The sequence below is a fragment of the Methanohalobium sp. genome, assembly GCF_018609725.1.
GTDB lineage: Archaea > Halobacteriota > Methanosarcinia > Methanosarcinales > Methanosarcinaceae > Methanohalobium.
The window spans coordinates 1-22,429 of the sequence record NZ_JAHENT010000030.1 but is presented as its reverse complement, the minus strand read 5'-3'; the positions used below and the strand labels follow the sequence as shown (position 1 = coordinate 22,429).

At 37.8% G+C, this 22,429-nt stretch carries 19 protein-coding genes; 10 read left to right on the top strand and 9 right to left on the bottom strand.

Annotated features, from left to right (window positions below; all coding sequences use genetic code 11):
- On the bottom strand, window positions 1-1,524 hold a 1,524-nt coding region (locus QZ276_RS01750), incomplete at its 3' end, for a DEAD/DEAH box helicase (RefSeq protein ID WP_292484730.1).
- A 15-nt stretch (window positions 1,525-1,539) separates the two neighbouring features.
- Window positions 1,540-2,370 carry a metallophosphoesterase gene (locus tag QZ276_RS01745; RefSeq protein WP_292484728.1) on the bottom strand — a complete coding sequence of 277 codons (831 nt, stop codon included), beginning with the start codon at window positions 2,368-2,370 and terminating at the stop codon, window positions 1,540-1,542.
- Between the two features lie 167 nt (window positions 2,371-2,537).
- Here QZ276_RS01745 and acs point away from each other — a divergent pair, with 167 nt between their 5' ends.
- The 7 genes from acs (at window position 2,538) to QZ276_RS01710 (ending at window position 11,319) form a co-directional block, all read left to right on the top strand.
- Window positions 2,538-4,484: an acetate--CoA ligase gene (acs, locus tag QZ276_RS01740; protein ID WP_292484726.1), complete on the top strand. Its 1,947-nt coding sequence runs from the start codon at window positions 2,538-2,540 to the stop codon at window positions 4,482-4,484.
- Between the two features lie 38 nt (window positions 4,485-4,522).
- Window positions 4,523-5,488 (top strand): deoxyhypusine synthase, encoded by a 966-nt coding sequence (locus QZ276_RS01735; protein ID WP_292484724.1) that lies wholly within the window; start codon window positions 4,523-4,525, stop codon window positions 5,486-5,488.
- Window positions 5,489-5,499: 11 nt separating this feature from the next.
- Window positions 5,500-6,153 carry an orotidine-5'-phosphate decarboxylase gene (pyrF, locus tag QZ276_RS01730; RefSeq protein WP_292484722.1) on the top strand — a complete coding sequence of 218 codons (654 nt, stop codon included), beginning with the start codon at window positions 5,500-5,502 and terminating at the stop codon, window positions 6,151-6,153.
- A gap of 269 nt (window positions 6,154-6,422) precedes the next feature.
- Window positions 6,423-8,162 (top strand): sodium-extruding oxaloacetate decarboxylase subunit alpha, encoded by a 1,740-nt coding sequence (gene oadA / locus QZ276_RS01725; RefSeq protein ID WP_292484720.1) that lies wholly within the window; start codon window positions 6,423-6,425, stop codon window positions 8,160-8,162.
- Window positions 8,163-8,192: 30 nt separating this feature from the next.
- Complete coding sequence (locus QZ276_RS01720; RefSeq protein ID WP_292484732.1) at window positions 8,193-9,674, top strand: acetyl-CoA carboxylase biotin carboxylase subunit; 1,482 nt, start codon at window positions 8,193-8,195, stop codon at window positions 9,672-9,674.
- A gap of 81 nt (window positions 9,675-9,755) precedes the next feature.
- On the top strand, window positions 9,756-10,733 hold the full coding sequence (locus tag QZ276_RS01715) for a biotin--[acetyl-CoA-carboxylase] ligase (protein WP_292484718.1): 978 nt from the start codon (window positions 9,756-9,758) through the stop codon (window positions 10,731-10,733).
- Window positions 10,734-10,740: 7 nt separating this feature from the next.
- Window positions 10,741-11,319, top strand: a complete 579-nt coding sequence (locus tag QZ276_RS01710; protein ID WP_292484716.1) for an S-layer protein domain-containing protein — start codon at window positions 10,741-10,743, stop codon at window positions 11,317-11,319.
- 6 nt (window positions 11,320-11,325) lie between these two features.
- Here the strand turns inward: QZ276_RS01710 and QZ276_RS01705 are convergent, their stop codons facing one another.
- From QZ276_RS01705 to QZ276_RS01680, 6 genes are all read right to left on the bottom strand, one after another.
- Entirely contained in the window at window positions 11,326-12,246 is a 921-nt protein-coding gene (locus QZ276_RS01705) for a coiled-coil protein (protein ID WP_292484714.1), read from the bottom strand.
- 13 nt (window positions 12,247-12,259) lie between these two features.
- A complete protein-coding gene (locus QZ276_RS01700) occupies window positions 12,260-12,907 on the bottom strand; it encodes a hypothetical protein (RefSeq protein WP_292484712.1) in 648 nt (215 codons plus the stop codon).
- A 55-nt stretch (window positions 12,908-12,962) separates the two neighbouring features.
- Window positions 12,963-13,253 (bottom strand): DUF424 domain-containing protein, encoded by a 291-nt coding sequence (locus tag QZ276_RS01695; RefSeq protein ID WP_292484710.1) that lies wholly within the window; start codon window positions 13,251-13,253, stop codon window positions 12,963-12,965.
- Between the two features lie 13 nt (window positions 13,254-13,266).
- Window positions 13,267-16,437 carry an LAGLIDADG family homing endonuclease gene (locus tag QZ276_RS01690; RefSeq protein ID WP_292484708.1) on the bottom strand — a complete coding sequence of 1,057 codons (3,171 nt, stop codon included), beginning with the start codon at window positions 16,435-16,437 and terminating at the stop codon, window positions 13,267-13,269.
- A 61-nt stretch (window positions 16,438-16,498) separates the two neighbouring features.
- Window positions 16,499-17,197, bottom strand: coding sequence for an RNA methyltransferase (locus QZ276_RS01685; RefSeq protein ID WP_292484706.1), 699 nt, complete (start codon window positions 17,195-17,197; stop codon window positions 16,499-16,501).
- Between the two features lie 34 nt (window positions 17,198-17,231).
- Complete coding sequence (locus QZ276_RS01680; RefSeq protein ID WP_292484704.1) at window positions 17,232-17,429, bottom strand: 4Fe-4S binding protein; 198 nt, start codon at window positions 17,427-17,429, stop codon at window positions 17,232-17,234.
- 242 nt (window positions 17,430-17,671) lie between these two features.
- Between QZ276_RS01680 and QZ276_RS01675 the strand changes: the two genes are divergently transcribed.
- Window positions 17,672-18,334 (top strand): NAD(P)/FAD-dependent oxidoreductase, encoded by a 663-nt coding sequence (locus tag QZ276_RS01675; RefSeq protein ID WP_292484702.1) that lies wholly within the window; start codon window positions 17,672-17,674, stop codon window positions 18,332-18,334.
- 191 nt (window positions 18,335-18,525) lie between these two features.
- Entirely contained in the window at window positions 18,526-21,126 is a 2,601-nt protein-coding gene (locus tag QZ276_RS01670; protein ID WP_292484700.1) for an S-layer protein domain-containing protein, read from the top strand.
- A gap of 37 nt (window positions 21,127-21,163) precedes the next feature.
- Here QZ276_RS01670 and QZ276_RS01665 read toward each other — a convergent pair whose 3' ends face one another.
- A complete protein-coding gene (locus QZ276_RS01665; RefSeq protein ID WP_292484698.1) occupies window positions 21,164-21,805 on the bottom strand; it encodes an HAD family phosphatase in 642 nt (213 codons plus the stop codon).
- 143 nt (window positions 21,806-21,948) lie between these two features.
- Between QZ276_RS01665 and QZ276_RS01660 the strand changes: the two genes are divergently transcribed.
- Window positions 21,949-22,429 (top strand): DUF72 domain-containing protein (locus QZ276_RS01660; protein WP_292484697.1); only part of this gene is annotated, 481 nt, incomplete at its 3' end.

Below are 22,429 nucleotides of genomic sequence, written 5' to 3'. Positions count from 1 at the left end.
CGGTGATGCAAAATTGACAACAAAAGCCTCATCCAGCATGCCTACTGTTTTGCCGGTTACTATATTATAAACTTCAAATTTTTTTTCATCGGGTATCATGGAAAGGTTTTCATAATAATAATTCCAGGTCTTTTTCCTTCTGCTGACAATTCCAGGATTATCACTCCACAGCATCCTGTAACCGATAAGTTGGGTAACAACTCCATTCAACATCTCGATTTTTAAATCTTTAAAGGGATAGGCTCTTGTGACAATTTCATGTATTTTATCTACTGTTGTCTCTCCAAAATCCAGCACTATTCCACATATCTGATTAGCCAGCACGTCCAGAGGATTGTAATGAGGTGATATATCCTCTATCCTTCCTTCAAGTGTAGCTTTTGTTATAGCCATGGATTCTGTATTGTCATCAGGACCTGTGGATATTATCGTGCCTCTTGACACTTCATGTATCTTGTGTCCTGCTCGACCGACTCTTTGCAGAAGACGTGAAACCTGTCTTGGTGAACCATACTGTATAACATGGTCTATATTTCCTATATCGATACCAAGTTCCATAGACGAGGTGCAGATAAGACCTTTCAGATTTCCGTTTTTAAAAGAATCTTCAGCTTCCAATCGGGCTTCAAAAGATAAAGAACCGTGATGTACACTGATAGGTGCATCAATTATGTTAAAACCCGATGCCAGAGATTCGGCACTCTGTCGGGTATTTACAAATATTAGTGTTGATTCATGTTTTTCAACTATATCCTGAATACTGCGAAGATGTGAGGCAAATTCTGGGTCAAACCCGGTTTTTCTGGATATTTCTATGTCTTTCTGGGTTTTTTCAGGATATAATATATCAAACTCCATCAGGCTGAGCATGGGAACTTCTACAACCGATATACTGCGGTCATTTCCTGCAAGGAAACTGGCTATAAGATTGGGATTACCCACGGTAGCTGATAACCCGATTCTTTTAAAATCACCCGAAATTTCCACCAGCCTTTCAAGCCCCAGCGTGAGTTGTGAACCTCGTTTGGATGTACCCATCTCATGGATTTCATCGACAATTACATGCGTCACATATTCCAGATTCTCTCTCAACCGTCTCCCGGTAAACATCGCCTGAAGTGTTTCTGGTGTAGTTATCAACATATCCGGTGGGTTTTGAGACTGTTTCTGACGTTCATGTTTTGGAGTGTCACCATGACGAACCATTACCTGAATTCCGAGATATTCACCCCACCATTTGATGCGTGAAAGCATGTCACGGTTGAGTGCACGCAAAGGTGTTATATAGAGTGCAGATACTCCTTTTCTCTCATCATCACTCTTTTCAAGTATTTTATTAAATACCGGTAACACAGAAGCTTCAGTTTTTCCAGAGCCGGTTGGAGCTATCAGTAATATATTACTATCTTTAAGGATAACAGGAAACGCTTTTTCCTGTGGTTCAGTAGGCGAGACAAAACACTGTTCTTTGAGTGCCTGCTGAATTTTTGGATGGAATGAATCAAATATATTATCAAAATTCATGATTGGTATTGATTTTTATCTCTTCTTGGTTTTAACTTTTCGCGGTGTTCTTTTTCTTGTCATGCTTGATTTGCGTATATTTTTCAAAACCCCAAGATACATACCATCAAGCAGATAAACTTCTGATTCATCAAGTTCAAATGCTTTTGTGGAAAATACTGGACCTAATAGATCCTCATGTAATGACTCATTAAAAGCTATACCACCACATAGCTCATTGAATGCAGGCATTACAAATACAATGGGATTGTTCCAGGATTGATAATCAAGGCTTTGATAACGGGATAGCTCATCAAAATTGAACTCTGACCTTATCCATGATGGTTCTATTGTTGGATGACCGAGCGAATCTGTAAATCTTACTGTTGGGTGGTTGTGTGCAGTAACTACATATTCAGTTTGTAATAATTCAAAAGTAGGCCAAGTATGACCATGAAAATATCCAACTCCATCTATTACTGCACCCTTTGAAGAATGAACTTTTATATTATCATTTTTATGCAACAATGATTCTATACCTGAATCGTGGTTACCCGGAATTATATCCACAGATGTGTGTTCTGTTAAAGCATCAAGGAAATAGGGAACTTCATTTTTCTCTTGCCATGAAGTTCGAGGTACATTGTGTTTTACATCTCCAAGAAGGATAATCCTATCCGGACTTGTCTGTTCCACATATCCTTTTAGCCTCTCAAGACGTTTTTCTGTCTGACTTGGTATTGTTATTCCACTTTTATAAAGGTCCCATTCAATACCAAGATGTATATCAGCGACCACAAGCGCCTTTTCGGTATTGGATACTGTTAATGCCGGATGACATATAAGTGGAGTGATGTCTATACTCATGTTACTGGATACTACCTGATAAAAACATGATATATCTATCGGTGATTTGTATCAGTTGTTTATTTAAATTAGTTATTACAGATATACCACTAAATATTTACAAATTCAGTTAATATATTGGTGCATCAAAATATAATTATTTTATATTAACAATGGGTGCGTGGATAATGGAAGAAACGATTGAATCAAAACTTGAAGAACATGAACTAATAAACCCCTCTGAAGATTTTGTAAAACAAGCCAATATAAATGACCCTGAGGTTTATAAAAGAGCTGAAGATAACCCAGAAAAATTCTGGGAAGAACTTGCAGAGCATATCGATTGGTTCGAAAAATGGAACAGTGTCCTTGAATGGAAACCTCCTCATGCAAAATGGTTTGTTGGTGGAAAACTCAATGCATCATATAATTGCATTGACCGGCATATAAACAAACTTGGAGACAAAACCGCTATCCTTTGGGAAGGTGAAAAAGGAGACATCCGCAAATATACATATAATGAACTCTTAGAAGCCACTTCAAGATTTGCAAATGCACTGAAAAATCAGGGTGTTGAAAAAGGAGATATTGTTACCATATATATGCCCATGATACCTGAAGCTGTTATAGCCATGCTTGCATGTGCCAGAATCGGTGCTCCTCATAGTGTAGTTTTTGCCGGTTTTTCGGCTGATGCTCTTGCAGACCGAATTAACAATGCAGAAAGCAAATACGTTATCACAACAGATGGTTATTATAGACGTGGAAAAATTCTGGAACACAAGAACAAAACCGATGAAGGAATTAGTAAAACAGAAACTGTGGAAAAAGTCATTGTTGTCAATCATCTTGATAATGAAATAGAGATAAAACCCGAAAGAGATGTTTGGTGGCATGAAATAATTGAATCTGCAGATTCTACCTGTGAACCCGAAAAAATGGATTCTGAAGATATGCTGTTTTTAATGTACACAAGCGGTACTACCGGTAGTCCGAAAGGTATTGTCCATACAACCGGTGGGTATATGGTTGGTACTCATGTTACAGCAAACTGGGTTTTTGATTTAAAAGAGGATGACATATACTGGTGTTCAGCAGATGTCGGATGGATTACCGGTCACTCGTATATTGTTTATGGTCCTCTTTCAAATGGCTCTACCATATTCATGTATGAAGGTGCACCGGATTATCCGGATAAAGACCGATTCTGGGAAATGATTGAAAAACACAAAATTACAATATTTTACACAGCTCCAACCGCAGTCCGAGCCTTTATGAAATGGGGATCTGAATGGCCTGAGAAACATGACCTTTCATCATTAAGACTGCTCGGTACCGTTGGTGAACCAATTAACCCTGACCCATGGTGGTGGTACTACAAAAACATTGGATATGAAAAATGTCCAATCGTTGATACATGGTGGCAAACTGAAACAGGCATGATTTTGATAACACCACTTCCCGGAATAACACCCATGAAACCAGGTAGTCCTACTTATCCGTTCCCGGGTATAAAGGCTTCAGTTCTTGACGATGAAGGCAATAAAATTGAACCGGGTCATGGTGGATATCTTGCAATAGAAAGACCTTGGCCCAGTATGATTCGCACGGTTTATGGGGATGAAGAGCGGTTTATCAACACCTACTGGAGCAAATGGGGTCCTGATAAATATATGACCGAAGATGCTGCTCGGTTGGATAATGACAAATATTTCTGGATTCTGGGTCGTGTAGATGATGTTATCAATGTCGCTGGACATCGTCTTGGTACTATGGAATTGGAAAGTGCATTAGAATCACATCCTGATGTTGTTGAAGCTGCCGTTGAAGGTATAAAAGATGAAATAAAAGGAGAAGCAGTTTTTGGTTATGTCATATTGAGTTCGGGGTCAAAAGAAGATGAGAAACTCAAGCAGGAATTAAGGGATAAAATTGTTAAAGACATAGGACCTATTGCAAAACCAAAAGGAATTGTATTTACGGACGACCTTCCGAAAACAAGAAGCGGTAAAATAATGAGAAGAATTTTGAAAGCCATTACAAATAATAAAGATGAAGGCGACACTTCTACTCTCCAAAACCCTGAAATCGTGGATGAGCTTAAAAGAAAAGTTAAAGAATTAGATGTGAATTGATTTGTGGTATCAAATTGAGATTGAGATGAGGACAGGTAATGCATTCCAAAAACGACGCAAATACAACGTGTAAAAAGCTTGACAGAGAAATCAGACAGGCTGAGATTACCTCAGATATGAGCGTGGACGAACTTATAAAAGGTATCAGTGGATGTGCATTTGGAGCAGGCAGACTTTCAGAAGCAGTAGATATATACTGTGAAATGCTTACAGAAGACACCACCAAATTTTTTGGTCTGGCAGGTGCAATGGTACCTGCAGGAATGCGCAAAATCGTAGTTGACCTGATACGTGACGGTTACATCGATGTACTGGTAACTACTGGTGCCAATATGGTACATGACCTTGTTGAAGCTATGGGGCTTCATCATTACAAAGGTTCAGCCCATTCAAACGATACGGAACTAAAAAACGAGGAAATAAACCGTATATATGATGTATATCTTCCAGAAAACCATTTTACAGAATTTGAGGAAAAAATGCAGTCAATACTGGAAGATATGGGTGAGGAACCTGTATCCATCAGAGGATTCCTTACACATATAGGCAACCATCTTGAAGATGATGATTCAATATTAAAAGTTGCAGCCGATATGAATGTACCGATATACTGTCCAGCAATCCAGGATTCCATGATAGGTTTGCAGGCATGGCTTTACAAACAGACCAACAAACTAAACGTAGACGCGTTTGCCGATATGAAGGAGTTGATAGACATCTGTTATGACGCCGAAAAATCCGGTGCTATGTTGATAGGCGGTGGTGTTCCCAAAAATTACATTTTTCAATCAATGCTTGTAACACCGAAAGAACTTGATTATGCTGTTCAACTTACAATGGACACTCCCGAAACAGGCGGATTAAGCGGAGCTTCCCTTGATGAAGCCCGATCATGGGGCAAAGTCGGTGAGTACGCACAATCATTGACAGTACATGCCGATGCTACAATAACACTGCCCATCATTGTTGCAGCCGCAAGGAGCAGGATGGAGAACAAAAAATAAAAGGTGCTTTTATGGAAAAAAACAACCAACTCATACTTGCACTGGATGTCACCGATAGGAATAAAGCACTTGATGTTGCCGAAAAAGTCTATGAATATGTGGACGCTGTTAAAATCGGTTACCCTCTTGTCCTTAAAACTGGAATTGGAATTATAGAAGATATTTCATCAAGTTTACCGGTCATAGCAGATTTCAAAGTTGCAGATATTCCCAATACCAACCGCCTTATCTGTGAACAGGTTTTTAACTCAGGAGCCGATGCTGTCATAGTCCACGGATTTACCGGTCGTGACAGTCTTGATGCATGCGTCGCGACAGCAAAAAAATATAACCGACAGGTGTTTGTCGTGGTTGATATGAGCCATCCCGGGTCTACTGAATTCTTCCAGCAGGTTTCGGAAAAAATCGCAAAAATGGCAGTAGAAGCCGGTGTCTCGGGGGTTGTTGCACCTGCAACCCGGACTAATAGTGTTGAAAATGTACGAAAAATTATAGGAAACAAGCTTGCCATAATTTCACCCGGTGTAGGCGCACAGGGAGGAAGTGCTTCAGATGTTATCAATAAAGGAGCTGACTGGGTGATTACAGGACGGAGTATATACCAGTCCGATTCACCTGACACTGAAGCCAAAAAGGTTGTTCAGGAGATTAAAAATAGGGTCTAACTATCAGGGAAAAAGTTAAAAGTGAAATTGAAAATAGTGTTAATAATTTGCCTGTGATGAGAAATAGATCTGAATAATGATGAGCCCTATGAGTGCTGAGGCAAATACCTATTTTACCTATTTAACTATCCAGATATAAACACATAAACTCTTATTTTTAACCAGAAAATACATAAAAGAAGATGCATATCTGGGTATAATTTGATTTATCAGGATTTTTAATTATACTAATCGAATAATCCACCATATAAAATTTCCAGAGGTGCCCAATGAGAGTTAAATTAACAGACACTATACTAAGAGACGCCCATCAATCACTGCTTGCAACGCGTATGAGAACACGTAATATGCTACCGATTGTAGATAAGCTGGATGAAGTAGGCTACCACTCCCTTGAAATGTGGGGTGGCGCTACTTTTGACAGCTGTATCAGGTATCTCAATGAAGATCCTTGGGAAAGGTTGAGAGAACTCAAAAAACATATGCATAATACACAGGCTCAGATGCTTCTTAGAGGACAAAACCTTGTTGGGTATCGACATTACCCAGACGATGTTGTTGAAAAATTTGTTACAAAAGCCTTTGAAAACGGAATAGATATTTTCAGAATCTTTGATGCAGTAAATGATGTCCGGAACATGGAAACCGCCATAAATACAGCCAACAAACTCGGAGCTCATGTGCAGGGTACAATTTGCTATACCATAAGTCCAGTGCATACAACTGAAAAGTATGTAGAACTGGCAAAAGAACTCGAGCAAAGAGAATGTGATTCATTGTGTATCAAAGACATGGCAGGTCTGCTGTCACCCCATGCTGCAGAAGAACTTATAAAATCCATCAAGAAAGAGGTATCCTTACCCATTTCACTCCACTGTCATTGCACTTCAGGCATGGCTCCAATGACCTATATGGCAGCTTGTGAAGCAGGTGTAGATGTACTTGATACTGCATTATCTCCATTTTCAGGAGGAAGCTCTCAACCCCCTACAGAATCTATGGTAGCTGCACTTCAGGGCACACCCTATGATACAGGACTTGATCTGGGAGCCTTTACAGAAATTGCTGAATATTTCAAACAGGTTAAAGAGGAATACAGAAGCATAATGGACCCTATTTCAGAACAGGTAGACACTAATGTACTGATTTATCAGGTACCGGGTGGTATGCTTTCCAACCTTGTATCCCAGTTGAAAGAACAGAACGCACTTGGAAAATACAAAGATGTTCTGGCTGAAATACCAAAAGTGCGTGCCGAGCTGGGTTATCCACCACTTGTAACTCCTACAAGCCAGATTGTTGGCACACAGGCTGTATTGAATGTAGTAATGGGTGAACGTTACAAAATGGTACCAAAAGAGGTTAAAGATTATGTTCGCGGGCTATATGGTCAGCCTCCACAGCCAATTAGCAGTGAGATGATTGCCAAGATTATAGAAAATGAAGAACCATTTAGCGGTCGTCCTGCTGATTTACTGGAACCTGAATATGAAGAGAAGAAAAAAGAAGCAGAAGACCACGGCCTGGTAAGAAACGAAGAGGATGTTCTTACTTATATACTGTACCCATCTATAGCACCCAAATTCCTCAGAGGAGAAGCTGAAGAAGAACAACTCGCACCGGTAGATACCGAAAAACCGCCTCAAAAATCTTCATCCCCTGATACAGGTATACCTACCGAATTCAAAGTAACCATTGACCAGGAAGTATATGATGTCAAAGTAGAACCTGTAGGTGGCTCTGTTGTTTCAGTTTCAGAAGAGGGCACATCACAAACTCCTGACCCGGAAAATGTTGAAGGTGCTGTTACCAGTTCCATGCAGGGTACTGTACTTTCAATACACATGAACGTAGGAGATACTGTTAACGAAGGCGACCCGGTTTGTGTAATTGAAGCCATGAAAATGGAAAGCACTATAACCGCTTCACATGGTGGAGTTGTTAAGGAAATATATGTCTCCGAAGGAGATGCAATATCTTCAGGAGATTTACTGGCTTCAATCGTATGATCATAAACAAGATAAATGGCAGGTAAATATATGTTCAAGAAAATACTTGTTGCAAATAGAGGAGAAATCGCCATAAGGATCATGCGTGCATGTCGTGAACTTGATATTCCTACTGTTGCGGTTTATTCTGAAGCAGATAAGAACGCCCTTTTTGCTAAATACGCTGATGAGTCCTATCCCATCGGTCCGGCACCTTCGAGCAAAAGCTATCTTGATATCAATAAAATACTGGATGTTGCAGAAGAAAGCGGTGCAGATGGTATACATCCGGGATATGGTTTTTTATCAGAAAACCCAGAATTTGCAAGAGAGTGTGAAAAACGGGGCATCACATTTATCGGTCCGTCCAGTGACGTAATCGAAAAAATGGGTAGCAAAATATCAGCCCGGAATATAATGATAGATGCCGATGTTCCGGTTGTTCCGGGTACTGAAGAACCAATAGAGGATGTAAACACCGCCATAGATATTGCAGAATCGATAGGTTTTCCTGTTATAATAAAAGCCTCTGCAGGCGGCGGTGGAATTGGGATGAAAGTTGTCCATTCACGGGAAGAATTTGAAAAATCTCTCAATTCCATCCAGTCAGTAGCATCTTCGGCTTTTGGCGACTCTACTGTATTTATTGAAAAATATGTTGAAGAACCGCGACACATTGAAATCCAGATTCTTGCGGATAAATACGGTAACACTATATACCTTTCAGACAGAGAATGTTCTATCCAGAGACGCCATCAAAAACTGATAGAGGAAGCTCCATCACCCATAATGACTCCCGAACTGCGAAAAGAAATGGGAGAAGCTGCTGTGAGAGCTGCTAAGGCAATAGGTTATGAGAACGCCGGTACAGTTGAATTCCTCTATTCAAAAGGTGAATTTTACTTCCTTGAAGTCAATACACGCCTTCAGGTAGAGCATGCCATCACTGAGATGATTAACGGTATAGATATTGTAAAAAAACAATTATACATTGCATGCGGTGAAAAATTACCCTACAAACAGGAAGACATGGATATCAGGGGGTCAGCAATTGAATGCCGAATAAATGCTGAAGATCCGTTAAACGATTTTGCACCTTCTCCTGGAAAAATACGAAGATACCGATCATCAGGTGGTCCTGGTGTACGGGTAGACAGCGGTGTACACATGGGATACACTATATCACCGTATTATGATTCAATGATTTCAAAGCTTTGTGTCTGGGGTAAAAACCGTGACGAAGCCATCAACAGGATGAAACGTGCATTGTTTGAATATGTCGTTGTTGGTGTTACAACAAATATACCCTTCCATAAAGCAATACTTGAAAATGATGCATTCCGCAGAGGAGAGCTTACCACCCATTTTATAGACACACATAATATCCTTGAAGATGTCGAAAAAATCGTTGACAAAGAAGCAAACCGTAACATGACCCTTGCATCAGCTCTGGATAATCAAAACCAGAAGGTTGCTGCTGTCACCAGTGCGGTTAATGCCTACCTTGATGGATACAAAAAACAAAACCAATAATTTTGTTGTTCAACCAGAAATATATAATATGTCGCTCAATTATATTGTAAATGAATAGAGTTTGATTGTGGTGGGATATAATTGAGCTACAGAAAAGAAGATATTTTAAACATCCTGAAATATTCTGACCAGAGACCTGTTTCAGGTGAAGAATTGGGTGAACAGTTGGGAATAAGCAGAACTATGGTCTGGAAGTATATAAAATCTTTAAAAGATGACGGATACAATATTACATCTTCCACTAAAACCGGTTATATATTAAATTCTTCACCTGATATGCTCTATTCTGAAGAAATCCTTTCTGGGCTCAAAACCAGTATTATAGGAAATAAAATATATCATTTTGATGAACTGGGATCAACCAACGAAGAAGCCAAAAGATTAGCACCTGATGAAGATGAAGGAACTGTCATAATCTCAGAAACCCAAAAAAGTGGACGAGGTCGAATGGGAAGAGATTGGACATCACCTCGTGGAGGAATTTATATCTCGGTTATTTTAACACCGACGATTCCAGCATCTCATGCCTATCATCTAACACTTGTTGCAGGTATTTCTGTTGCAAATGCTATCAGAAATCTTGGTATTGACGCCTATATTAAATGGCCGAATGATATTCTTATAAACAACAGAAAAGTTTGCGGAATTCTTACCGAAATAAACGCTGAAATTGAAAAAATCAATTATATAGTACTGGGTATAGGAATAAATGCAAATGTTGATACAGGTATGTTTCCCAGTGAACTAAAAGAAGGGTCGACCTCTTTAAAATCTGAACTTGGTAAACCAGTAGAACGTGTATCATTTGTACAAAATCTTTTATATGAATTTGAACAGGAATACATAAAATTTAAATCAAAGCCATTTACCGATATTGTTGATGAATGGATATCTCTGTCTGATTCTATCGGCAAAGAGGTCTCAATAATGACACCATCCAAAATGGTAGAAGGAAAAGCAATAGGAGTTACAAAAAATGGTGCTCTTATTGTCAAAAAAGATGATGGTAAAAAAGAAGAAATAATAGCAGGCAGATGTATATATACAAGAACAAGTTAAGGTTTATATGAGACAGAATACGAAACTGAAAACATTTGTATCCCTGCTAATAATGCTCATGATTCTACATTCCAGTGTAGCAGTTGTTTCATCCCAATCAGAAGAAGATGATAATGTCCCTGTTGTTCTGATTAATGGCACAAAGATTTTTATCAAATCCGAAGAAAGCCATTCATTCTTTCAGGGATATAAACTCCAAATAAAAGGAGTGAATCAGGAAGATGAAAGATTATGGCTCGAGCTGTCGTTGAATGGTAGAAGTGTTAAAAATGATGTTGTTCATGAAGGCGAACATTTTACGTATAAAAGAGACTCTACAGTTATATTAAACGCTACAGTGGATAAAATATACACCAATCCTGAAAGTGAACTTGTCACATTCAAATCGGTTTACCAGTATCTTGACCCCCAGTTAGAAACCCCCAAGTTGAACAACTCAGGAAAAACTCCAAACAGCAGTAACGATACAAATTCTACTAATAATCCAAAAATAGAAGATGGTTACTTACAGACAGCAATTACAGTTATTGGAACGATTTCCATTGGTGTTATTGTAGTTTACATATTATACAAAAACACAACTTAAGATTTATCAGAGGTCTCCACGTTCCATAAGTATCTTTAAATCCTCAAGGCTTAAGCGACCACTTTTATCAAGTTTTTCTTTGGCTTCTGTATGTTTTTCATCTTGGCTTTTTTCATCTTTTTGAAGTTGAATATCATCCAACTGTTTTAGATACCTATCGAGTTCTTCACGAAGCTGTGATATTTCGGTTTTTATTGGGTCTATTTTACTTTTTAGCGGAGACATTAACGAATACTTATTCTTTATATCTTCATGATATGAATCCGCTTCTGCACGAACCTCATCTGCTTTATTGAAATATTCCACCATTTGAAGGTGATACTGCTGGGATTCATCCGCAAGTTGTTGAATCTGGTCGTTCAACTCATTTATATTATCATCGAAACTAGTGTTATAGATTTCCTGTATTTTCTGGTGGATATTATTTGCTTCCTGCGCAGCTTCCAGTCTTCTTTTAAGGTTTTCCAGTCTTTCAAAAAGGTCAATCTCATGGTTGAGAGGTATATCCTCATTCAGGAATTTGTTAAGTTCTTGTGAATAAGCTTTTGAGAGTGATTCTTCAGTCCCCTTTGAGATGTCATTTAATTCGTTTCGCTTCTTTTTAAGCTGGGCTATTTCATTAGCTTTGCTTTTGTTCTGTTTCTGAATCTCATCCCGTCTGGACTTTAATTCAGTGATTTTTTTATTATTTTCATCCCGTTTGGACTTAAAGTCCTGTGCCTGAGAAACAAGGTCTTTTACCTTTGCATTTAATTCATTCCTTTTTTCTTTTAATTCATCAATGTTATTTCGATATAATTTTAGGTCTTTAAAAATAGTATTGAGATTTTTCTCTTTTTGGCTTATCTGTGTCCTCAACTGGTTTATTTTATCCTTTAATTCACGTTCAGACATATTTGAGATGTCTGAATTTTCTGTAGCCTCCATCTAACTACCCCCTTTATTGTTCAACATTTTTCCAGTATTCAATACTTTCTTCATGACTACTAATACGCTTCTCCAGCCATTTATATCGGGGGTTCAGTTCATTTAATTCTTTTTTCAATTTATCGTATTCTTTTTCGTATTGTTTATCTGAACCCTTGATTGATTCAATTTCATTACTGGTCTCTATTACAGATTCAATCTTTGATTTTATATCCAATAATTTTCTGTTTGCAGTCTCACCATTTAATGATATTTCAGATATACTATATATTATCTCATCCACAATTTGTTTTTCTTCATCAGAAGATATAGATGTTTTAAGTTTGGATATCTTTTCATCAACCGAACCCAATATTTCTTTATGTTCAGAATCCTTTATAGATGACTGCAATTCATTGAGTGTTTTTTGTGCCTGATATAGTATTTGCTGACGTTTTTCCCTTAAAACGTCTCTGCGCCCAACAACATATTCCTTGTTTTTCTTTGATGATTCCATCTGTTCATTGATGGATTCGATTCTTTCATTGATTTGTTCAAATTCCTGTTTGTATTTGTTCAGGAAATTTTGATGCTTTTCTATAACTCCTGAAACCAGTTCACTTCTATCCATTATGGTTACACTGGTATTATCATTACCTGTTGTACTTGTCTCTGAATCCATAGTTATACTCCTATCCCCACTCTTCATAAGAAGTTTATATAATATTTAACAATTGTTATACTCTAAATATCTGTGCATGTGGAACATTATTTATTCGGATTACATTCTCAGGATCAACTGCACTGCATTTGATGGCACAGGCTACCGATTCCTCTCCGAAAATGTTTGCTGTTGTAGCTATTGAAAGCGCTTCAATAACTTCACTTTCAGATGCTGTTTTACCCTTGTAAAACTGTTCAGATATTTCTACTGTGAGGTTTCCCTCTTTTAATGTTTTGCCCAGAATATCTTCATCACATACTGCGACTACATAATATCTACTGGACTGATGTATTTTAAGGTACATATCATCACTTATATCAAACCAATCTAATATGGTCTTTATCCGGCGACAACAGGTCTCCCTGTCGTCTCATTCTGGTAACCAGTTCTTCGGCATGTTCTCGATCTATTTGCTCTTCCTCTGCTCTGGAATAGACTTCTTCAACAGGAGCACCCTTTTTATCAGAATGCTCATCAGCAAGTGATTGTATAATTTCTCTTATTACTTTTATCTTATCTCTCTGACTCTTGGACGTTCCTGTCTCAATAACATCCACATCAAACGCACCGGTATCAGGGTCTACTCCCACCTGTTTGAGGCATGTATACACAAGGTTTGTTGTGCGCTTTGCATCTTCCAGAGTGGCTACACTGCTAAGACGCACACGGGCGCTTGATTCGGTAAGTCTTACCAGTGCCTCCAGCTGTCTTGCAGTAACCGGTACCGGAGCATCCTTATCTTCACCCATTTTACGCAGGTTCATGTAAAACTCTATCAGATGATTGCGTGCATCATCCTCAAGTATAGGATATACATTTCTTCTGGCATAAGCCACGTATTTTCTTAATTTTTCCACATCAATCGGAGGACTAATTACATCCATCTGGGAATCAATCTGCTGTTGACTGACTTCTGATACCGGATTATTCGACCTCTGTTCCATCATTTCTCCAGCATAATGTGCCTTGAGAATATGATTGGCAATTCTTCTATCCTTATCATCATCCGGTACATCAAGAAGTACAAAAATTAAATCGAAACGAGAAATCAGTGCAGGAGGCATGTTTATCTGGGTAGCAATACCCTCGTATCTATCAAAACGTCCATATTTTGGATTTGCTGCACCAAGCAGGGCACATCTGGATTTTAATGTAGCTATTATACCCGCCTTCGCAACTGATACCGTATTACCACACCATACCGGTTTGCCATTCCTTCTTACATAAAGAACATGGTTAGGTACTTCCACGCAGTAAATTTTTCCTTTATAGGGTTTCTTCTCAATATGGTAGTTCCCATTTGTATTGATGCTTGGATGATTCCCTCCCTCACGGATAAAAGATACCTCATATATATCATTAGATGTAACACTTGACCGGCCTTCAGGAACCTGGATTATTTCTCCTTTATTTACAACGACATAATTATTTGCGGAATAACCCATTTTAAGTGCAAGTTCCTGCATATCATCAGCTAACTGATTTGAACTGGTAACATAAGCCGTTTTACCGGTTTCACATCTGATATATCCGTCACCAAGAACCATTGCATCAACAAATATTTTTATTTGCTCAGGACAAAGTTTTTTCACATATTCAGGAACAAATTTTTCATGGCATTTTCCAAACATGGAAAGATATTTTGCAAGTTGTTTTGAATGTATACTAAATGAATGCCCATCATAACTCCATTTAAACCCAAGCTTATCCATGCTATTCTGGATTTTTTGGATTTTTCCAGATGTTTTCTGTGTTATCTGCACAGAATAGGGAATTCCGTTCATGTATTTTACTGAACCTTCAGAAAGATAATAACCAAGAAATTCAAGCCAATCATTCATTTTAACAGTAATTGATTCGGTTTCTATCCCTGAACAATTCTGGTTGACATACTTGACTATAGATGGTATTTCAAATGTTTTGATGCGTTCACCATCCCAGTATGCATTTTTCTTAAAACGCATCCTTTTATGTAGAGGTAATGAATCCATCCGGTGAAGGTCGAACCCTGTCCATTCATTAGCACGTTTGTTGATATCAACATACATGTTGTGGTTTGGTGTAACAGCAAGGTCTACCTGACGTGATTTAATATAATATATATCCCCCTCATAATCAGAAGCTACATACATCTCAGGAACTACATATTCTAGTTTTTCATCTGGTGTAAGTGAGGCAACTCTTTCTCCTTCAATTACATTTTTAAAAAGTTTCCATCCGTTTTCAGTTAGAATTTCTGTCTGGTCATCATAACATTGCTGTTCCATAGCTTCATGAAGTGAACTTTTATCCTCTGAACTCATTTTGTCAAGTTCATCAACAGCAGCTACACCCATATCTGCCATGACAAGTGCACCGGCTTCCAGTGTCCACCTTCCATCACCCAGTTCATCCCTTACCGCTGATGCTGTCAGGCCACTGGAGGACGCACTTTTACCTGACGTAAACACTCCTCTTGGAGCAAGTTTTTCCATATAACGCAACATCTGACTTTTTGCAATACCTGGGTCTCCGACTATAAGAATATGGATATCGCCCCTTACCCTTGAACTATCAGGTAATGCTTTGGTAACTCCTGAAAACAATTGAAGAGCAAGTGCTTCCTTAATGTTTTCATATCCATAAATCGATGGAGAAATAGATTTTGCTACTTTTTCATAAATCTGGGGGTCTTTGCTCAACTCAAGGATTTCCTCTTCATCTTCGGGAGTTATTTCAAGCTCCTCGAATTCTTTATTCACATATTCTATTGAATTGGCATGCAACACAAGGTCATAAAAAGGTGATTTACCATCACGCAGAGTACGTTGATGAGAACGAAGGATTCCGTTGATAATTACTCTATCACCCGGGGTAACGATTCCAGCAAGGTCATCATCAACATCGATATCAAGGCTCTGGGGCTGTTCTCCTCCTCTTAAATTTTCAGGAGACTCCTGTATCTGAAGTTTCTGGGCGTCTACAAAAGTGGATTTATCAACAAGCGTTTTGAATGGTCCCTTTCTGCCACAGGTTTCATTTTCACATTCATGGGGTTCTGTAAATTTCTGGCTTGTCTGGGGTATATAGGTAATATGCTCGCATCGCATACAGTAAAAAGCTGCATTTGTTATTTTAGGGCGTACTTCTGTAGCTTTACGTATCATCCCTTCTACTGCTACAGATTGCATGAGATGTTTGCTTCTAAGGTTCCTTATCGTAATTTTATTCGGATTATTGATTATCCGTAAATGCACTTCCTCAAGAGACTTATCAACCGGAAGTACCAGCTCTTCTCCTTCTCTTAAAACCTCCTCTGCAGCAGGTATTATCTCATCGGGATTTACAATTAATTCATCTGCAAGTTCCTGATCAAAATTTTCAATATCATAATAATTCACCGTTAAACTGCGTTGTTCAGGATATTCATTTGCAAGATGAAGTATCTCATCCCAGTAATAACGTCTAAAAAAAGTGCCGAACCGTTCTTTCCATCCTTCTTCTGCCATATTAATCCACAAGATTATTGTTATAAAATGATTTGAATATATATCAAGGTATTAGGTATTCTCAATTTTTTATCCGGCGCTGAATAATTCTTAAAACTCCTCGAAGGGTTTGGACTTCTCTATTTGTTAACTGGGCACGTCCAAAAACCCTTCTAAACATAAGAAGCGTTTTATCTTTTTTATGAGATGGGTATTCCAACTGCTCCAGTAATTCATTCAGGTGATTATGTAAAAGTTTAAGGTCAAATGGGTCAGCAAACGGTTTTTCTCCGCTCTGGATATTGCTCAATTCATAGAAAATTACAGCTGCTGAATGAGAAATGTTCATTATTGGATATTCTTCATTTGCTGGTATATGAACTACCATATCACACAATTTAAGTTCATCGTTTGCAAAACCTTTATCTTCACGACCGAAAAGAATAGCCACTGTTCCGTCCATGCCTTCCAATCTGTTTTTTAATTCATTTGGTGTATAAGAAGGATTACGTATATGCTCATCATCCTTTGAAGATGTCATACCCGTAGTTCCAACCACCAGACTGGCATCTTTGACTGCCTCTTTAAAAGTATTGGTTATTTTTGCATTTTCAAGAATATCTCTTGCATGTGAAGACATTGCACGTGCTTCACCTTTTAATTTGCACGGATTTACAAGTACAAGTTCACAAAAACCAAAATTCTTCATCACCCTTGCTATTGAACCTACATTACCCTGATAAAGAGGTTCAACAAGTACAATTTTTAGCTGTAATACCATTTTATCGTTTTTATGGGCTTTTAGTATACTGTCTTTAATTTTTAAGTGTTATTGCACCGGGTTTACATACACTTACACACATCCTGCATCCGAGACAATAACTTGGGTCTCCAACTTCTGCAACTTTTTTTCCGTTGCGGTCTTTTAACAAAAATATTTTGGGTCCTTTGGGACAGGCTTTTCTGCAGGATCCGCATCCAGTACATTTATTTTCATCTATCGTGATTTTCATTGATTATCACATTTTTGTTATTAATATTCATCTCACAACCTTATTAATCAAAAATATTATGAGCCATACTTGCATTTAATTTTTTATATGCAACCATATTTACATTTTATAATAAAACAGGTATATTAAAGACATAGAAATTCCTACTCTTTTAAGTAGAGGTTGCAGGGTAATAATAGATATGGCTTAAGACAATAAATAAATATTGTAATAACATAATAAAGAAAGGGAGTTGATTAATAATGGCAGAGAAAGATTTACTCGAAAAAGGAGCAATTCTGCAAAGAGATAAAGAAACCTATGCTATAGCACCACATATACCAGGTGGGATTGTCTCTGCAGATATGCTCAAAAAAATGGCAGACGTAGCAGAAAAATACGATGCACAAGCTCTTAAAATAACCTCATCCCAGAGAATTGCTATTGTAGGTTTAAAAGAGGAAGACCTCGATGATGCTTGGTCTGAACTTGAAATGCAACCCGGTGCTGCAATTGGTGTTTGTGTAAGAAGTGTTAAATTCTGCCCTGGTACAACATTCTGCAAACGCGGACAACAGGATTCTGTAGCTCTCGGATTAAAACTTGATGAGAAATATCACGGTATGGAACTACCCGGAAAGATGAAAATGGGTGTTGCAGGATGTATGAACTCATGTTCTGAACCTGCTGTAAAAGATATCGGTATTATGGGTACTTCAAAAGGTTACACTCTGATGCTTGGCGGCAGTGCAGGTCTTAAACCCAGAATCGCAAATACCGTTGCCACAGAACTTTCTGAAGAAGAAGTAATCCAATACGTTGAAAGGATTATTGAATTCTACAAATCCCAGACCAGCAAGAAACGTCTTGGTCAGGTTATCGACAATATGGGTATTGAAAAATTCAAAGAAGAAGTAGGGCTTTAAAAGCAATTTAGATTGTAGATTGGATTATAAAATCTATATTTACTTTTTTCTTTTTACATAGAACAATCATGGAAAATTTTATTATCCATGCTGAAGATAATATTATTGGGGAGTAAGCAAATTACAGACATGGATATTTAAAAATATTATTTTCTTTAATTAATCCCCTTTAAATATGGGAGTGTGATGGTATGAAATTACATATTAAACTAATAGCTACAGTATTATTCATCTTCGGTTTAATTGCCACTGCAGGTATATCCACAGCCGCAGATAATTCAACAGGAAATAGAATCTGGGACGCAAATGAGAATGTAAGTCTAAATTATACATGGAATGCCATGAGTTATTCTGGGTTCTATTATGACCTTGACACAAATGAAAGTTCTGAAACCCTTACAATAAACCTTGATAGTGACAGTAATAGAAATGTAGACGATGGTGACCTTGAGTATACAACCAGACCGATTGAAACAGAATTTGAATACAACGAATTTGGTTCGTATGAGGTCATCGGTTTCATGGCTGAGAGATATTTTGCCGGTTACACCGATAATACCACGTTTATTGATGATGATGTAAGTTTGATGTCTGATGGTCAGCTTGCAAAGGTTCTAACTGATACTGATGATAGAGAATCGTTTTTTGCAGGTTCTGAACTTGAACTTGAAGAAGGGTATTCACTAAACATAATAGAAATTGACCTAAGTGGAGATAGTGTATTTATAGAACTGAGAAAGGATGGTGACCAAGTTGACAGCGGTATTGTATCAGCAGATGATGTCTATACCTATGAAAAAGATGTAGGTTCTGCCGATGATGTGCCTATTATTGCTGTAAACTTTGAAAACATTTTCAGAGGTACCGAAACCAACGCTGTGTTTGTAGAGGGCATATTCCAGATTTCTGAAGATTATACCGAAGTCGATGATGGAGACAACTATGGAAAAATGGAAGTTGATTCAGTCAGTTCTACTGAAATTTCAATGAGTAATGACGACTCAATAACACTTAGTCAAGGCGATGACATCAACATAATGGGCAGACTCAACTTTATTGTTGCAGATCACAGCACACTCAGGTTCGGTCCATTTGTAAATATATCAGAACCTGGAACATATGAACTCAGGGGTACTGTTACAGAAAACGAAAACTTCGAATGGACACCATTAAACTTTGAAGGGTTTTATTATGACATTGATGAAGGTCTAAAAACTGAATCTATTGATGTCGCACGTGATGGAAGAAATATAGAAGACGGAAACCTTACTTATACAACCCAACCTGCAGAAGTTGAGTTTGAATACGGTGATTTCGGGTCGTATGAAGTCATCGGTTTCATGGCTGAAAAATACTTTGCTGGTTACACAGAAGATAACACCACATTCGCTGACGAAGATGTCAGCCTTATGTCTGATGGACAGCTTTCCAAAGTTCTAATTGATGATGATGAAACAAAATCCACATTTTCAGGTTCATCACTGGTCCTTGAGGAAGGATACAGACTTAGCATCGTGGAAGTTGACCTTGAAGGAGATAGTGTATTTGTTGAATTACATAAAGATGGAGATCAAATAGATAGTGGAGTTGTTTCAGGCGGTGATGTCTATACTTATGAAAAAGATGTAGGTTCTGCCGATGATGTACCAATTATTGCTGTAAACTTTGAAAACATTTTCAGAGGTACCGAAACCAACGCTGTGTTTGTAGAGGGTATATTCCAGATTTCTGAAGATTATACCGAAGTCGATGATGGAGACAACTATGGAAAAATGGAAGTTGATTCAGTCAGTTCTAATAAAATTACAATGAGTAATGAAGATTCAATAACGCTTGGTCAGGACGATACTATCAGCATAATGGGCAACGTCAATTTCAAAGTTGCAGATTATTCAGGTACTGTAAGATATTATCCATTTGTGGAAGTTACCACTGGTCCTAGTGATATGTTAACAATAGACTTAAAAGACACCATTACCCGGGGTTCAACCGTTACTATAACTATTGAATCGCGCGGTGCAACTGTACAGGATGCTGTTGTAATGTTTGATGACGAAAATATAGGAACTACTACAAGAGAAGGAACTATTGAATATACTCCAGAAGAAACCGGTACATTCACTGTTACCGCTGAAAAACAGGGATTTGTTTCAGCAAGTAAGGAAATAGAAGTTATAGGTCAGCAGGAGAACAGGATGAGTGTTGATATTTCACCTGATGATATATTTGCAGGTGATATAATTACCATAACTGTAACAGAAGCAATCGGCAATGAACCAATAGAAAATGCAGAAGTTACCTATGACAATGAATCTATAGGTAATACATCAGCAGATGGGACTATAACCTACACCACTAATGATCCCGGGGTACACAAAGTAACTGCATCTAAAGATGGATATCAGGATGGTGAAGATAATATCGAAATACTTGAATCCGGTGCCCAGTTCAGTATCTTGGACCTGAACATATCGCCATCTGAAGTCGAAGCCGGTAATCCGGTATCAATAACAGTTAATGCAACCAATATCGGCAATATGAGAGGAGACTATACCATTGAACTAATGGTCAATGGAACAATGGAAGATTCAGAGCAAATAACACTGGATGCAGGCAATTCTACAACAGTAGAATTTACACATACAGAAAATGAACCCAGTAACTATTCAGTTGAGGTTGATGGACAAACTGGTACATATACAGTTACACCCAGTGGAGTACCTGGTATTGGTGTATTTGGGTTAATAGCTGTATTGACAATCGCCTACCTGTTCAGAAAACGACAAAACTAATGGAGTTAATCTGTAACTCCATTCCTTTTTATTAAAATTATTCCAGCTCTATGAGGTATTGTTTTAGATAGTCATGATTTTCAACAATTACATCTGCGTTTTCAAGTTTATTTCTGTCTATGTATGTTGGAATTACTACACAGTATAACCCTGCTCTTTTTGCAGATTCTACCCCAAGCATTGCATTCTCAAATACTATGCATTCATCTTTTTCTACACCTGATTTCTCAACAGCTTTTAAATATGGCTCAGGTTCAGGTTTCCCGTTTTTCACATCATTTGCTGTAATAATTACATCAAACACATCAGGATACAGTTTTTCAAGAATATCCTTTACAATAGAATCCTCTGCTCCAGAAACAACACATAAGATGTATTTGTTTTTCAGTGCATCCAATAAATCCTTTAGCCCTTCGAAGGGTTCCAGTTTTACAATTTTGTTAAATTCATGCTCGTATTGTTGTATTATATCATCAAGATTAAACGAGTCAGGGTTTTTGTTATCCATTTTTAGCAAATCACGTACAATATCAATAGTTCTAGAACCTTCATGCTCATAAATATTCTGCTTGTCAATTTGCACCCCGATATTATCAAACGCTACTTTCATAGCTTCTACATGATAGGGCATGGAATTTACCAGCACTCCATCCATATCAAATATAAGGGTTTTTAACATGATTAGCTATCCCTCTCTGGCGGTTTTTGTATAAAAAACATAATTATAAACGTCCTATAGAAAATATATGCAACAGAAATAAATAACTCACTGATAATAAATTATTCTGGGAGTGTATTTACAATATTATTAAATGTGATAATATGGCAGATAAATATTTCATTGGAACTTCTGGATGGCAATATGACCACTGGAGGAATGTATTATACCCTGAGAAACTGGATAAAAAGAAATGGCTGTCCTATTATGCGGAACGTTTCAATACCGTAGAAGTAAACAGTACATTCTACAATCCAATAAAACCAAAGACATTTTCCAAATGGTACACTGAAACTCCTTCTAATTTCAAATTTACAATCAAAGGATACCGAGTAATAACTCATTTCAAGAAACTACATAATGTAGAAGATGACATCAAAGCTTTTTATGAAAGGGCTGCCCCGTTACAGCATAAACTTGGATGCATTCTGTGGCAACTCCCCTCAAATCTTCACAAAAACATGGAACTTCTGGAACAGTTCTGCAAAAACCTTGACAAACGCAAAAACAATGTCATCGAGTTTAGACATGAATCATGGTTTACAGAGGATGTACAATCTCTACTTCAAAAATATAAAATCGGAT

Excerpts from the sequence above, each read along its gene's own strand:
- QZ276_RS01745 (WP_292484728.1), bottom strand. The coding sequence starts at position 2,370 with ATGAGTATAGACATCACTCCACTTATATGTCATCCGGCATTAACAGTA.
- acs (WP_292484726.1), top strand. The coding sequence starts at position 2,538 with ATGGAAGAAACGATTGAATCAAAACTTGAAGAACATGAACTAATAAAC.
- QZ276_RS01735 (WP_292484724.1), top strand. The coding sequence starts at position 4,523 with ATGCATTCCAAAAACGACGCAAATACAACGTGTAAAAAGCTTGACAGA.
- pyrF (WP_292484722.1), top strand. The coding sequence starts at position 5,500 with ATGGAAAAAAACAACCAACTCATACTTGCACTGGATGTCACCGATAGG.
- oadA (WP_292484720.1), top strand. The coding sequence starts at position 6,423 with ATGAGAGTTAAATTAACAGACACTATACTAAGAGACGCCCATCAATCA.
- QZ276_RS01720 (WP_292484732.1), top strand. The coding sequence starts at position 8,193 with ATGTTCAAGAAAATACTTGTTGCAAATAGAGGAGAAATCGCCATAAGG.
- QZ276_RS01710 (WP_292484716.1), top strand. The coding sequence starts at position 10,741 with ATGAGACAGAATACGAAACTGAAAACATTTGTATCCCTGCTAATAATG.
- QZ276_RS01705 (WP_292484714.1), bottom strand. The coding sequence starts at position 12,246 with ATGGAGGCTACAGAAAATTCAGACATCTCAAATATGTCTGAACGTGAA.
- QZ276_RS01700 (WP_292484712.1), bottom strand. The coding sequence starts at position 12,907 with ATGGATTCAGAGACAAGTACAACAGGTAATGATAATACCAGTGTAACC.
- QZ276_RS01695 (WP_292484710.1), bottom strand. The coding sequence starts at position 13,253 with ATGTACCTTAAAATACATCAGTCCAGTAGATATTATGTAGTCGCAGTA.
- QZ276_RS01690 (WP_292484708.1), bottom strand. The coding sequence starts at position 16,437 with ATGGCAGAAGAAGGATGGAAAGAACGGTTCGGCACTTTTTTTAGACGT.
- QZ276_RS01685 (WP_292484706.1), bottom strand. The coding sequence starts at position 17,197 with ATGGTATTACAGCTAAAAATTGTACTTGTTGAACCTCTTTATCAGGGT.
- QZ276_RS01680 (WP_292484704.1), bottom strand. The coding sequence starts at position 17,429 with ATGAAAATCACGATAGATGAAAATAAATGTACTGGATGCGGATCCTGC.
- QZ276_RS01675 (WP_292484702.1), top strand. The coding sequence starts at position 17,672 with ATGGCAGAGAAAGATTTACTCGAAAAAGGAGCAATTCTGCAAAGAGAT.
- QZ276_RS01670 (WP_292484700.1), top strand. The coding sequence starts at position 18,526 with ATGAAATTACATATTAAACTAATAGCTACAGTATTATTCATCTTCGGT.
- QZ276_RS01665 (WP_292484698.1), bottom strand. The coding sequence starts at position 21,805 with ATGTTAAAAACCCTTATATTTGATATGGATGGAGTGCTGGTAAATTCC.